Annotated in this window: 10 protein-coding genes and 1 pseudogene; 2 read left to right on the top strand and 9 right to left on the bottom strand. The window is 58.1% G+C overall.

Annotation, left to right across the window (positions count from 1 at the left end; translation table 11 throughout):
- Positions 1-8: 8 nt before the first annotated feature.
- From RBH71_RS01125 to RBH71_RS01085, 9 genes and pseudogenes are all read right to left on the bottom strand, one after another.
- Positions 9-1,844 (bottom strand): dipeptide ABC transporter ATP-binding protein, encoded by a 1,836-nt coding sequence (locus RBH71_RS01125; protein ID WP_111801706.1) that lies wholly within the window; start codon positions 1,842-1,844, stop codon positions 9-11.
- Positions 1,844-2,761 carry an ABC transporter permease gene (locus RBH71_RS01120; protein WP_003516951.1) on the bottom strand — a complete coding sequence of 306 codons (918 nt, stop codon included), beginning with the start codon at positions 2,759-2,761 and terminating at the stop codon, positions 1,844-1,846. Before RBH71_RS01120 ends, RBH71_RS01125 begins: the two co-directional genes overlap by 1 nt.
- Positions 2,761-3,741: an ABC transporter permease gene (locus RBH71_RS01115; protein WP_013637573.1), complete on the bottom strand. Its 981-nt coding sequence runs from the start codon at positions 3,739-3,741 to the stop codon at positions 2,761-2,763. Before RBH71_RS01115 ends, RBH71_RS01120 begins: the two co-directional genes overlap by 1 nt.
- Positions 3,742-3,812: 71 nt before the next feature.
- Positions 3,813-5,396 carry an ABC transporter substrate-binding protein gene (locus RBH71_RS01110; protein WP_323686992.1) on the bottom strand — a complete coding sequence of 528 codons (1,584 nt, stop codon included), beginning with the start codon at positions 5,394-5,396 and terminating at the stop codon, positions 3,813-3,815.
- Between the two features lie 914 nt (positions 5,397-6,310).
- On the bottom strand, positions 6,311-7,360 hold the full coding sequence (locus RBH71_RS01105; RefSeq protein ID WP_112361206.1) for an ABC transporter ATP-binding protein: 1,050 nt from the start codon (positions 7,358-7,360) through the stop codon (positions 6,311-6,313).
- The gene (locus RBH71_RS01100; RefSeq protein ID WP_323686991.1) at positions 7,360-8,406 is read right to left on the bottom strand and encodes an NAD(P)-dependent alcohol dehydrogenase; all 1,047 of its coding nucleotides are present in this window, start codon (positions 8,404-8,406) and stop codon (positions 7,360-7,362) included. The genes RBH71_RS01105 and RBH71_RS01100 overlap by 1 nt, the downstream gene beginning before the upstream one ends.
- Before the next feature lie 7 nt (positions 8,407-8,413).
- Positions 8,414-9,232: a carbohydrate ABC transporter permease gene (locus tag RBH71_RS01095; RefSeq protein WP_065660531.1), complete on the bottom strand. Its 819-nt coding sequence runs from the start codon at positions 9,230-9,232 to the stop codon at positions 8,414-8,416.
- Positions 9,229-10,092 carry a carbohydrate ABC transporter permease gene (locus RBH71_RS01090; RefSeq protein WP_112361204.1) on the bottom strand — a complete coding sequence of 288 codons (864 nt, stop codon included), beginning with the start codon at positions 10,090-10,092 and terminating at the stop codon, positions 9,229-9,231. Before RBH71_RS01090 ends, RBH71_RS01095 begins: the two co-directional genes overlap by 4 nt.
- Positions 10,093-10,159: 67 nt before the next feature.
- Positions 10,160-11,411 (bottom strand): annotated as a pseudogene (locus RBH71_RS01085) (ABC transporter substrate-binding protein).
- Positions 11,412-11,546: 135 nt separating this feature from the next.
- Here RBH71_RS01085 and RBH71_RS01080 point away from each other — a divergent pair.
- Together RBH71_RS01080 and RBH71_RS01075 are read left to right on the top strand one after the other, a co-directional pair.
- On the top strand, positions 11,547-12,485 hold the full coding sequence (locus RBH71_RS01080; protein WP_323686990.1) for an AraC family transcriptional regulator: 939 nt from the start codon (positions 11,547-11,549) through the stop codon (positions 12,483-12,485).
- A 344-nt stretch (positions 12,486-12,829) separates the two neighbouring features.
- On the top strand, positions 12,830-14,113 hold the full coding sequence (locus tag RBH71_RS01075) for a RhtX/FptX family siderophore transporter (protein ID WP_323686989.1): 1,284 nt from the start codon (positions 12,830-12,832) through the stop codon (positions 14,111-14,113).
- Positions 14,114-14,133: the final 20 nt, after the last annotated feature.

The following is a 14,133-nucleotide window of genomic DNA, read 5'->3' as shown; positions in this document are numbered from 1 at the left end:
AACCATGGTCAGGCTAAAGCCATTTGACGGGTTGCGTCATCGAGAGCCAATGGCTGGATGAGATGACAGGCGGCGAAATCCTGGCTGCCACGCGCGGTAAGCGCGGGCTGCAGGCTGCCGCATCTCTCCATCGCACGCGGACAGCGCGACTTGAAGCTGCAACCTGGAGGAATATCGATCGGGCTTGGTGGTTCACCTTCCAGAAGGCAGTCTTCCGCTTTGTAGCGGCGTTCTTCAAGTGTCGGCATCGCGCTGAGCAACGCCATTGTGTACGGATGTCCAGGATCGAAGAACAACCGCTCGTTATCAGCCAGTTCGAAGACCTCGCCGAGATACATTACCGCCACCCGGTTGCAGACCTTGCGGACCATCGCAAGGTCGTGCGAGATGAAGATGTAAGTGAGGTCGTATTCCTTCTGCAGCTTCTGGAAAAGATCGAGAAGCTTGAACTGTTCTGTCTGGTCCAGGGCAGAAAGCGTTTCGTCCATGATCAGTATTTCAGGCTCCAGAACCAGCGCACGGGCAACATTGATGCGCTGGCGCTGGCCGGCACTCAGGCCGATCGGCAATTCCTCGTAGAGATCGGCGGAGAGGCCGACTTCGCCCATGACCTTGAGCACCCGCTCACGAATTTGGGCACTGTCCTTCCATCCGTGCGTGCGAAGCGGGCCCTCCAGCATCTTCCCGACCGATGTGCGTGGCGGCAGGGAACCGAACGGATCCTGCAGTACCATTTGCAGCTTCTTGCGGAAGGTCAGAAGGTCTTTGCCACCGAGCATGGCGATATCGTCGGCACCGCACAGAACCTGGCCGGAGCTCGGCAGTTCCAGCCTGCTCAGAAGCCGCATCAGCGTCGACTTGCCACAACCGGATTCACCGACGATCGCGAAACTGTCGCCGCGCCGGACATCGAAGGTGACGTTGCGAACCGCACGCACATGGTTGAAGCCACCGAAGCCGGTCTTCTTCTTTACCCTGTAGACCTGTGAGGCATCGCGCAGGCTCAAGACAACGTCGCGTTTGTCGTTGAGACGCGGCATCTCGGTCTTTTCGATCCAGATCTTCGGCGTCTGTTCTACAAGCTCTTTCGTATAGGCATATGCAGGGGCGGCGATCAGCCTTTCGGTTTCCTGTTCCTCGACGATGCGACCTTTCTCCATCACCAAAATCCGGTTGCAGGCTTCGCGGGCAACGGGAAGCGAGGAGGAGACGAACAGCACAGCGGTATTGAAACCGTCGGTCAGTTCCTTCATCAGACGGATGACCTGGGCTGCGACGGTAACGTCGAGCGGCTGGGTGACATTATCTGCAATCAGCAGCGCCGGGTTCGTCACCAACGCATCAACGATCAGTGCGCGCTGCATCATGCCGCCGGAAAACTGCGAAGGGTAGTCGCTGAAACGGCTGCGGGCCGAGGGAATGCGGACGGCCTCCAGAAGCTCGATCGTGCGCTTTTCCGCCTCTTTCCGCGAGGTTCCTGGAACGACCGCACGCAGCTTCTCGACGATCTGGACGCCGACCGGCAGCGTCGGATCGAGTGCGCCCATCGGGTTGGCGCCGACATAGGCGACCCGGCGGCGCAGGGTACGCATCTCGTTCTCGGAGATGCCGTAAATATCCTTGCCTTCGAAGAGGACGCTGCCGGAACGCACGGAAAGCGGCGGTTCCAGCCAGTTGACGACTGCCTTGGACAGCACTGTCTTGCCGGCTCCGCTGGCCCCGACCACACCGACGATCTCTCGCGGCGCGAGGCTGAAGGAGATATTGTCCAGAATAATCTTCGCCTTGTCCGAGCGACCGGCATTAACGGTGAGGTTTTGCAGCTCAAGAAGCGGCTTGATCATCACTCGGACCCTCCGTGAATGGTGTTGCGGGCCCGTTCCAGCGAAGCGCCTATGAGATTGATGCTGGTTAAAGTGAGGCCTAGGAAAATGCCGGGCATGGTTGCGATCCACCAGGCGTTCAGAAGATACTTTCGGCCATCGGCAATGATATTGCCGAAGGTCGGGGTCGGCGGCTGGACACCCAGGCCGAGGAAGCCGAGTGTCGATTCAAAGATCATCATGCGCGCCACATCAAGCACGGAGGTGAAGATCACCGGCGGCAGGAGCAGCGGTAGAAGCAGGCTGACGATAATGCGGAAATCGGTCGAGCCCCCAAGTTTGGCAGCGCGCACATATTCCCGTTGCCTTTCCGTCATCACAATGCTGCGCATGATGCGCGCATAGACCGGCCAGCTTGAGAGACCAAGCACCAGGACGATGGCCGGAATTGTCGGGCGCGACACCCCAAGAACGGCGATCGCCAGAATGATCATCGGGATAGACAGCTGCGCATCGGTCAGACGCATGATCAGCATGTCGATACGACCGCCGAAGTAACCGGCGATCGTGCCGAGGGCACAGCCGATGATGAGTGTCACTGCAACCGATGCAATCCCGATCAGGAAAGAATAACGCAGGCCGACAAGCGACCTCACCAGCATGTCGCGGCCAATCTGATCGGTGCCAAGCGGGTGGCCCCAGCTCCAGTTGTCGCCGAAGAAAAGTGGCGGCAGAAGGCGGGCCTTCACATCCATCTTGGTCGGGTCGACGCCACTGATTTCCGGATAAAGTGCGGCGGCAATCGCAAGCAGCAGGAAGATCGCAAGGCCAATACGAAAACCTGGCGTCGATGCGGCGCGATCGAATATGCGGCGCGCAATCGAGCGGCTTGCCATTTTAGAAATGATCGGGGTGTCGAGTGCGGATGTGATGGACATCAGTATTCAAGCCTCGGATCGATGGTTGTTGCGACGAGATCGACGACAATGTTGATCAGTACAAAGATGGCGCTCGTGACGATCGCGATACCCTGGATCAACGGAAAGTCGCGCTGCAGCACGGCATTGATGGTCAGAAGGCCGAGCCCGGGATAATCGAAGATATATTCGACGATGATGACCCCGCCGAGTAGGCTGGAGAATTGCACACCGAGCAGGTTGAGAAGCGGCACCGAGGCGTTGCGCAGGGCATGGTTGGAGATGATCCGCGAACGGCTCAGGCCACGTACGCGTCCGACTGCCACATAGGGCTCCATCATCTGGCTGGATACGGAACTGACCAGCGTGCGGATCAGCACCGGAGACAATTCGACCGCCAGCACGATTGCCGGCAGGATTGTGTAGGCAAAACCCTGATAGCCAATGGCAGGAAGCCATCCGAGCTTCACCGAGAAAAGCAATGCCAGAACGATGCCAAGCCAGAAATTTGGCAGCGAGATGAATATCGATGAGATGTAGAAGGCAAGCTTGTCTGGCCATCTGCCGATCGCAAGCCCGCCGGCAATGCCGATGATTGCCGAGAAGATCAGTGCAATCACCAGCGTCACGGCCGCCAGTTGAAGCGTCATTGGAAGTGCATCGAAAATCAGGTCGAAGACCTTTGCTCGTTCGCCTCGAGTTGAGTCGTTGAATGTCGCGCCACCGGTCGAGGCGCCGTTTGCCGGGCGCACGAAGGACTGGCCAAGATCGCCACGAACCACACCGCCCATGTAGCGACCGAATTGCACCAGTATGGGATCGCGAAGGCCCATGTCGGTTGCGATCTTTTCGATCAGTGCTTCGGGCGCCATGCCGCCCGCCATAAGGCGTACCGGGTCACCCGGCACCACCCGCAAGAGGGTAAAGATCAGCAAGGACACAAGGAATATGATGATGGCGCCCTGCATGAGGCGTCGCATCAGGAAGTTCACGGCAAACATTCAGTCACTCCGCTCGAGAAGTCACGGGCAAGTCCACACGCCGCCTGATCGCGGCGTGTGGCTGATCACGGTCAGGCAGCAGGTTTGGCGGCATCGATCGACCCGTCGGGATAGATGTACATGCCCTCAAAGTCCTTCTGCATTGCGTGGATCATCACGGATGTGAACAGCGAGAGTGCCGGCATCTTGGCGGTGATGAGAGGCATGGTCTCTTCCTGAAGGATCTTCTTGCGCTCTTCCAGCGTTGGTGCCCAACGTTCCTTGTCGAGGCTGGCATCGATCTCCTTGTCCTCGATGCCGCAGATGCGGTGCGAAGTGGAATGGAAATGGGTGCGCAGGACCAGATCCGGTTCCGGAGACGCTGTCGACCAGCCGCAATCGACCATATGGCCCGGGCCGCCACCGGGGCGATGATACAGTTGCTCGTTCCAGGCCGCAGGTTCAAGCACGGTCAGGCTGACGTTAAATCCCTGCTCCTGCAGCATGGCGGTCAGCATCTCGCCATATTCCTTGGTCTTCGGATAGAAGCCGACGGACGTGATGTATTCAAGTGGCGGCAGGCCCTTGCCGTTTGGGAAACCGGCTTCGGCGAGCAGAGCCTGGGCCTTCTCGGGGTCGAATTTCGGGTAGTTCGCCAGATCGACATAGCCGAATTTGACCGGCGAGACGAAGTTCGACGAGGCATGGCCGGCCGAGCCCATCAGTTCCATGATCATGTCGCGATCGATCGAATGGCAGGCGGCAAGACGGATACGCGGATCGTCGAAAGGCGGTTTCGAGCAGCGGAACCAAAGATACTTGTTCTCGACGGAAACGACCTTGTTGATGAAAATCGCCGGATTGTCCTTGATCGTGTCAACCTGTTCAGGCTCCAGACGTTCAACGATCGAAGCCTGGCCGTTCATCAGCGACAACATACGGGTGGTGGAATCGCCGGTGAAGGTGAAGTTGATGCCAGGGATGGCCGGCTTGCCCTTGAAGTAGCCGTCATAGGCCTGCATCACGGTGTCGTTGCCGCGCTGTTCGACGAATTTAAAAGGACCGGTGCCGTTGAGCCGCTGGGAGAGCGGGCCGCCGGGGCCGCCGGCGACATCCTTGGCCGACATGATCGGCAGGAACGACGCAAGAAAGATGAAGAGATGGGCCGGATAGCCGCCCTTGGATGTGTCGACGATGACGGTGTAATCGTCCGGTGTTTCGATCGTCAGTGTCTCGGTCGGGCCGGGATACCACTGGGCCGGACGATCTGCCCTGGAGCCGTATTCGAAGGTTGCTTTGACGTCTTCTGCCTTGAACGGCTTGCCGTCATGGAAGACGATACCTTCGCGCAGCTTGATCTGTAGCCGGTGCGGGTCAAGCAGCTTGATGTCGGTGGCCAGTTCGTAGACGACCGCGCCGGGATCATCGAGTTTCATCGGCGTGCGGGTAAGAAAGCCCATGACGAAACCTTCGATATTCTTCTGAGAAAGTGTCGTATGAGCGGTCGGGTCCCAGTTGCCGGTGATGTTTTCGGCCGACAGGAACGTCATGGTCTTGCCGGCCTGTGCGAAGGCCGGCGAGATGAAGAAGTCAGGATTGATCTGCATGTAGCCAGCGACGGCGGCTGCGCCCGCGGATCCTTGCAGGAAGCGACGACGACTGAATTCTGAACCCATCGAGTTCCCCTTTTCTATTTTGAATAAACCGTCAAATCAGTCAAAACGGTCAAATCAGTCACAAGCAAACAGCGTGCCAATCTCGATTTCCTGCAAGAATCGCGCTTTTTGTCCGATGCAATTTGTGGGATTTGACCATTTATTGGTCGAATGAGAAAGATTTAAGCGACCAGCCGGATCGCTAAAATTACGGGGTCATTTCTGCCGTTGAATCGTGGGATGCTGATCCGTTGTCAGGATGTGTCCGAAACGGACAGCGACGATGATTGCAAGCGCCGCCGGATTGAAACTCTCACGAGAGTTCAAATGAATATTTCGTTTGCTCTTTTGATGGCGTGAATCAACAGCGGGCAGTACATCCGCCGATCCATTTCGTGCATGCCCCCCGCATTATCGCTGCGGTCTCATCTCTCTGCCGCCTCAGTTGATCACTTGATCCTTCATAGTGATTAATGCTGTACGATGGGTGATCGCGGTTATAGTGACGTCGCCGGCACGGGCTGTCGGTTCCGTCGTTTCACGCTGGGGCTGGCCTCAGTAAGGAAAATAAGAGCAGGACCAGAAGAAGGTTCTTGCCATGGCAATTTGCCGTCTTTCACCGCCCGAGAGTTTTAGGCCACGCTTGCCGACTTCACTCGTAAGGCCGCTCGGTATGGCAACCGTTCGGTCATAAATCGCAGCCTGCATATTGCGTGTTTACGGCTGATATCAGCCGCTATCCTGCTCTTTCAATATCCCAATGAACTGCTCGTCCTTGAATGCCTGGCGCTTCCCGTCTCTTCAGGGTAACCGACCCTACCAGGATTCAAAGGACGTTTTGCGGCTCCGGTCACAGGCCATCTGCCAAAGGCCAGGCGGATTGCAGCCGTCCAGTTGCCCTGCGCGACGTGATTGAAGGTCCCACCTGAGTGGGTCTAAATCAACCTCAGTCCGGTGCCGGGATCAAACACGTGTAGGTCGGACGATGCCACTTCAACACCAAGCACCTCGCCGATGGCGGGTCTTATGTCTGCAGGAACAGAAATATTGATCTCGTGGCGGTCGTTTTTCAGGCAGATCAGACGTGTCTCACCGTGGAACTCGTTCCGCTCGACGGTGCCGCGAAAGGCTTGAGCATCCTGGTTTATACGAAATGATCCCGGCCGAATTCCAACGGTGACCTCACCCGAGCGTAGGCCTGCCGGAGCTGCAAACCTGACAAGATTGTCGCCGACCCACTCCTGTGTCATCTGCAACTGAAGGAAGTTCATGTTCGGTGTGCCGATGAAGCCGGCAGCAAACACTGTCCGAGGTGCCTGATAAATTTCTTCGGGCGTGCCCATCTGCTCAATACGGCCGTCCTTCATTAGGACAATACGGTCGGCGAGGGTCATGGCTTCGAGTTGGTCGTGAGTGACATATATGCTTGTCGTTTTCAGGTCGCGGTGGAGGCGCGCGATCTCGACCCGTAGGCTGCCGCGCAACTTGGCATCAAGGTTGGAAAGCGGTTCGTCAAACAGGAAGACCTCCGGGGTCTTGATCATGGCTCGGGCGATGGCCACACGCTGCTGCTGTCCGCCCGACAGTTCCGTCGGCTTGCGCGCAAGATAGACGCCAAGACCGAGCGCGTCGACCACAGGCGCCAGGCGCTGATCGATCGCGGCTTTGCCTATTCCCGCCCTCTCGAGACCGAAAGTGATATTGTCCCGCACACTCATATGGGGATAAAGCGCGTAGTTCTGGAACACCATGGCGATGCCCCGGTCACCCGGATCGCGATCGTTCATCCGCTCGCCACCGATGAGCAGATCCCCGCCTGAAATCTCTTCAAGCCCGGCAATCATCCGCAGCATAGTGGATTTTCCGCAGCCTGACGGGCCAAGAAAGACGACGAATTCGTGGTTGTCGATCTTCAGGTCAAAATCCCGCATGACCTCAAGCGAACCATAGACTTTCCTGATCCCCCGGCACTCAACAGTGGCCATCACTTCGTCTCCCCGTCCACGACGATCTGCAGCTTTACGTCCTCTGGCCGGCCTTCGGCCGCCCTTTCGAAGGCCTTGATCGATTGATCAAAGGCATAGGTGCCGGAAACCAATGGCTTCAGATCGACCTTGCCTGCGGCGATCAGCGCCAAGGCACGGTCAAACACATTGGCGTAGCGGAAAACCGTTTCAATACGGCATTCGCGGAAGCAGGCCGCCGCAAGGTCTACCGCGACGGGTTCCGGCGGCAGACCGACGATAACGACTGTCCCGCCCGGGCGCACGACCTTGAAGAGATCACGGACCGCGGCCGGTGCGCCGGAGCATTCAAAGACGATATCGGCTCCCCAGCCTTCTGTCGCCTCGTTGACGGTCTCAATGAGATCGACCTCCTTGAGGTTGATACCAGTGATGCCGCCATAACCTTCGGCCAGTTTAAGTTTTGTTGCGGAAATGTCCGAGATCAGCACTCGCGAGCAGCCGCCGGCAAGGGCAGCCAGTGCCACCATGATGCCGATGGTTCCGCAGCCTGTAACAACCGCCGTATCGCCGGGCGTGATCTTCGCCCGGGCGGCCGCCTGCATGCCCACGGCAAATGGTTCAACCATCGCGCCTTCCGCGAAGGAGACATTGTCAGGCAGCTTGTAGGTGAAACTTGCCGGATGGACTGTCTCCGGGCACAAGACGCCGTGCACCGGCGGCGTTGCCCAGAATGTCACGGCAGGATCAACATTGTAGAGGCCTAGCCGCGACGCACGCGATTTCGGATCGGGGATGCCCGGTTCCATGCAGACGCGGTCACCGGGCTTCAGATGGGTGACGTTAGCGCCGGTCTCGGTGATGGTTCCTGCTGCCTCGTGGCCTAGAACCATGGGCGCGTTAACGACGAAGTCACCGATGCGACCATGGATGTAATAGTGCACGTCGCTGCCGCAGACGCCAACAGTGTGGATACGAATGCGAACGTCATCCGGCCCCAACTCTTGGGGAATTTCGATATCGCGCAGGGAAAGTTCGCCGACATGTTCGAGGACAAGTGCTTTCATGGGTCAGTCAACCTTGGTCAGTTTTCTTGGAAAATGCGGCGTTGAGGCCACCGGCAAGCACTCCGAGCAGGATCAGCGGTGGCAGCGACAACAGGACGACGGCGGCGTTCAGAATTCCCCAGGGCACATTCATGCCGAGCTGTGACATCTCGGACGCGATGATCGGCAGGGTCTTTGCCTTCGAGGTCGTGAGCATCATGGCAAGCAGGAACTCGTTCCAGACAAGGACGAAGGAGAAGGCGATGGCGCCGAAGACCTGGAAACGGGCAATCGGCAGGGCGATGCGGAAGAAGGTCGCATATGGGCCAAGCCCATCCACCCGGGCAGCTTCTTCAACGTGAAGGCTGACACGCTCGAAAGCCGGCACGGAAAGCCAGATGGTGATCGAGGCTGTCACAATGAGATAGGTCACGATCAGCGACAGCCGGGTGTCATAGAGATCAAGACCGAGCCAGATGACCAGCATGGGAATAGCGATCGCGACGGGCGGCAGAAAGCGCAGCGACAGAACGAAGAACTGCGCCTCCGCCGTGATCCTGTTCTTGAACCGGGCAATCACATAGGCCGCCGGTACACCGAGCGCGGCGCCAAGCACGACCGCACTCGAGCAGATGATCAACGAATTGGTAAGTGCGCGCGCCACCGAGCGGCGATTGAGCACATAACTCATATTGTCGAAGACAGGCTGGAAGATAAGCTTTGGCGTTGACACCAGCAGATCGGCATTGGTCTTGAAGGCGTTTAGCAGGGTCCATAGGAGGGGCAGCACGACAAGTGCAGCGGCAAGAACCAACAAAAGCCTGAGCAGAAAGGTGGATATCTTCATCGGTTCAGCCTCTTCCAGGTAAAGGTAAAGGTGACGATGGTCAGGACCATCATGATGACGGCCATGGAGGACGCATAGGAGATTTTGCCGGCTTCTATGAAGCCTTGGGAATAGGCATACATGTCAAGCGTCTCGGTTGAGATGCCGGGACCGCCGCGCGTCATGACGTAAACGAGGTCGAAGGAGCGAAGACTCTCGATCGCCTTGACCAGCAGCAGACTGATCAAGGGTGCTTTCAGCATCGGTAGGGTCACGAAACGATGGATTTCGAAGCGGGTTGCCCGATCTATGCGTGCGGCTTCCAGCGGCTGAGGCGGCAAGGATTCAAGAAGCTTCAAGATGATCACTGAAAAGAACAAGCCCCATTGCCAGACATCGACGAAGGCAACAGCAAGGAGGGCGCCGATCGGCGTCGACAGAATGTCGGGCGTGATGCCGGTGAGCTCCCTGACCGGCCAGGTCAGCGCGCCGTAGAGCGGATGAAAGGCGAACTTCCACACAAAAGCGGCGCACACGCGTGGCAGGAGAACGGGAATGATGAAGAGCACGCAAAGGACGTTGCGCATACGGGGGCTCGCTGCCTCGAACATGGCAATCCCGAGCGCAACCCCCGTCACCATGGTCAACGAGACGCTGATAACCTCCCACTTGAAAGATACCCAGAGCGCGTTCAGGAAACGGGCATCCGAAAACAGCGCCAGATAATTGGCTAACCAGACATAGTCTGCATCGGGTGCCGAAAGGGTCCGGTTCTGCAGGGATATATTGATAGCGTAGATCGTCGGCACGAGCGCCAGAATGATCAGGATACCCAAACTGGGCCCAAGAAAGACGTAAGGCAGCGAGCGGCCTCGGCGCATGGCAGATCCTCGGATTGGGAAAAGGGGGCGCGTCATCAGACGCGCCCGTCAGACGGCTTGGGAGGCGTCAGAGTTTGGCTGCGAAGGCTTCTAGGTCGTTCAGCGTCGCCTTGATGTCAGTGCGGCTACCGGTGATCAGCTCTTCCAGCATGATGCCCCACTGGTTGCCCAATTCCTGCCAGCGCGGATCCTGCCAGAAGGTGACTGTGGTCTTTTGACCGGTCGCCGCCATGGCGTCGGCAAGGTTCTGGCCAAAGGTCTTGGCGTATTCCGGGCTCTGATAGGTGCTTGTGCGCGTCAACTCGCCCGGCTGGCCGGCGGCGAGGCGGCGGGCTTCCTGTTCCTTGGATGTTGCCCAGGCAACAAAGAGACCAGCGCAGGCCTTTTCCTCATCTGTCTTGTTGGCCTTGGACGCGATTGCAAAACCATGGGCGTAACCGGCCCCCGGCAGCGGCGACGGCGGAACGGAGAACGCAACCTTGTCTGCAACCTGGCTCTGTGCCTTGTCGACGGACATGCCGCCAAGGGGTGCGGATTCGATGATGATCGCCACCTTGCCGGAGCGGAAGGCGCCGGTGGATCTCGTCCCAAGAGCCGGTCTGCGTGCCCGGCGCCGAATATTTGAAGAGTTCGAGATAGGTTTCGGTCGCCTTTACCGCGGCATCCGAATTGAAGGCCGGCTTGCCGTCCTTGAACCACTCGCCGCCGTTTGCTTTGAAGAACGGCATCCAGCGCCAGACGTTGGCGCCTGAACCGCGCTGTCCGCGAAGCGCAGTGCCGTAGACGCCGTTGGCCGGATCATGCAGCTTCTGCACGGCTGCGAAATATTCGTCCCAGTTCTTCGGCGGCGCGATGCCTGCCTTTTCCAGGAGGTCGGTACGGTAGACCATCAGGTCGCCGCCACCCTGCACCGGTGCAAACCACTCTTTGCCGTCATAGGTCGCAGCTGCGCGCATACCGGCGTCAAAGTCTTTGTAGTCGTATTCGGATGGATAAAAGCCATCAAGCGGGACGATCCAGCCAGAGGAGGCAAAAAGCGCCAGATTGGCTTCATCAACATAATACACGTTGAAGCTTCCGACCGTCGAGGCGTCGGCCTGCGACTTCGCGCGGCGATCGTTCTCGTTGAGATAACTGATCTCGAAGCCTGCGCCGGAGAGCTCTTCGAACTCATCGACATATTTTTCGAGAAGGGTCAGTCCGTCGCGCGGCTGCGCCAGGACACGCACGTCGCTGGTGCATTGTGCGGCGGCAAAAGCGCTGGATGCGGCAAATATGGCGATAACCGCGCAACCGGCGCGGAGAGCGTTGAGTGTCATGATGTCCTCCCTGAATGGCAACTCCCTTGCCATCGACCAGCCCACATTTACGCAAGCAACGGACGCGTACTAGTTTGCCTCCGTCACAGAACTGGTATTATATTGACATTTGTGCGCTGTAACATGAGCAATTGAATGCCTATTGCATCAGACTTTCCTCAAACAGTCTCTGAGACTTTCACCGCCACGCGCGAGCAGATCGTCTTACCCGGAGGCGCTTCCTATCTGATCCGGAGGGACGACTATCCCAATCCGATCTGCATCTGGAACTATCATCCCGAATGGGAGATTCACTTCATTCCTGACGCTTCAGGATTTGCTTATGTGGGAGACTATATCGGCCCGTTTCGGCCTGGGCATCTGGTGCTCACCGGGACAAATCTGCCGCACAACTGGATCACACCCGGTGCACCGGCTTTGCCAGGCCGAGACATGGTCCTGCAATTCGACGCGGATGCCCTGATCGGTATTCGCGCAGTATGCCCTGAGTTTGAAGTGCTCCACCGGCTGAAGCCTCTGGCCCAACGGGGGATCGAGGTTCTGGGCGCCGACGCGCTCTTGATTGGAGCGAAGATTCTCGAGCTTCACGCGGTGGGACACCGTGGTGGGCGCGGGCTGTTTTTAGAGATACTGGAGGCAATCGAAGCGGCCACCGAAAAGAGGTTGCTCGCCAGCGAACACTTCATAGCGGTCTATAACCAGGTGTCGGACCGCAGGCACCGCCGGATCGACCAGGCAATCCAGATCCTGCAATCGGATCCTGGTGCGCAGATGCATGAAGTGGCTGCGATGGTTGGTTTCGAGCCGTCCGCCTTCTCGCGTGCCTTTCGGCGTCTAACCGGCATGAACTTTTCTGACTACAGCCGATCCGTCCGCGTCTGGCGAGCAAGAACCCTTCTCGCGGAGACCGAAATATCGATCACCGATATCTGTTTCGAGGCGGGCTTCAACAACCTGTCGAACTTCAATCGTTATTTCCGGATGGAGATGGGACTCACGCCCCGGGCCTACCGAAAGGCCGCGCGCATAAGAGCCAAGTCCGTCATTGGAGGAGTGCCGGTTAAGTCCATTTAATGGGTGGTCGCGCCGAGATATTATCGATCCCTGGGGCTGCAATCCGGTTTTTATCGTATCACCGCCGCTTCGATATGTCGGCCTCTTCGCTCACAACAAGACTGGCATCTCCATTTCCCTGAACCAGTCTTGCGAGGGGGGTGGCAGCCGGCCGCTGCATTTGTTGCTTCAGCTCTGTCGCATCGAGCGGCTGTTCGCAATTGTCCTATTCGGGTTCGCCCATATCCAAGCATTTGCTTGCCGGTGAGATAAAGACGATTAAAAAATACTCCTGTTTACGCTCCGGGACAGACCGGCGTTTGAAGCGCTGAAAACCTTACCTGGGTCTGTGGTGTTCCGCGCTCATGAATTCGGTTCTTGCAATGGCCCAAATCGACGACGCGATTCCTGGCGACACCGTTTCGACTTCGACTTCGACGTTCGAGCGGCGGTTGATGTATGTGCTGGGCGGTCTTTACCTCGCTCAGGGGATACCGACGTATCTGCTTTTGGTGGCCCTGCCGCCGATCATGCGCGAGAGTGGGGCATCGCGCACGTCTATCGGGCTGTTTTCGTTGCTGATGCTGCCGCTCATCCTGAAATTTGCGGTCGCACCGTTGGTGGATCGATGGTCTCCGTTACCCAAGCTTGGCCATCGCCGCGGCTGGGTTGTGCCGACCCAGCTTCTCGTCAGCGCCGGTATCGCTTCCATGACGCTGGTGGATCCGAGCGATGCCACGGTCCTTTTTGCAATCTGCATATCGATCACGCTTGCCTCCTCAATCCAGGATATTGCAACCGACGGCTACGCCGTAAGATGCCTGACCGACAAGACGCGCTCGCTGGGGAATGCCGTGCAGGCGGGTGCCGTAGCGCTGGGCGTAATCGTTGGCGGGACGGCGGCACTGGTGGTGTTTCATGTCGCTGGATGGCGCACGATGATACTGCTGGTAGCCGCGCTGTCGTTGCTGCCCCTTCTTGCAGCCCTGGCGATGCAGCCGGAAACGCCCACGGTTGGCAAAGAAAAAAAGCGCGCAAGCCTTGCTGGTTTCTTCCGCCGTCCGAGTGCCTGGCTGATCCTCGGATTTGCGCTGACATACCGGGCGAGCGAAGGTCTCGTGCGCGGGATGGAAGGCACCTATCTGGTTGACAGCAAGGTCCCGGCTGACTGGATCGGTTACCTCTCTGGCGGAGCGGCGGCAACTGCGGGCCTGATCGGCGTGGGTATCGCTGCCTCCATTATCCGCAAGGTTGGCCTGACGACAACGCTCATCCTGCTGGGTGGCCTCAGAAGCTTGTGCTTCCTCGCCTTCACGCTGAATGCGTCCGGCGTCTGGCCCGGCATGTGGGTGGCGATGTCGGCCTCGGCATTCCAGACGCTGATCCGCTACATGGAGCTGGTAGCCATCTATTCATTCTTCATGAAGAACTCTTCGGACGATCAGCCAGGAACGGATTTTACCATTCTCACCTGTGCCGAACTGGTCGTCTACATGGTTGGTGCATCCGCAGCCGGCCTGGTTGCCGACCGGATGGGTTATTCCGCGCTGTTTTCGACGGCAACAGTTCTTTCGCTTGTCGGAATGGGACTTTCCGTCTGGTTCCTTGGAAGGATCGGACGCGGTTCAGGCGTGTCGCTACGGCGATGATGACAAGCGGCCGGAGTGAC

The sequence above is a fragment of the Rhizobium sp. AN68 genome (assembly GCF_030758035.1).
In the GTDB taxonomy this organism is placed as follows: domain Bacteria; phylum Pseudomonadota; class Alphaproteobacteria; order Rhizobiales; family Rhizobiaceae; genus Agrobacterium; species Agrobacterium tumefaciens.
Note: the sequence above shows the minus strand (reverse complement) of the source record. Positions and strands in the feature narration are given on the sequence as shown.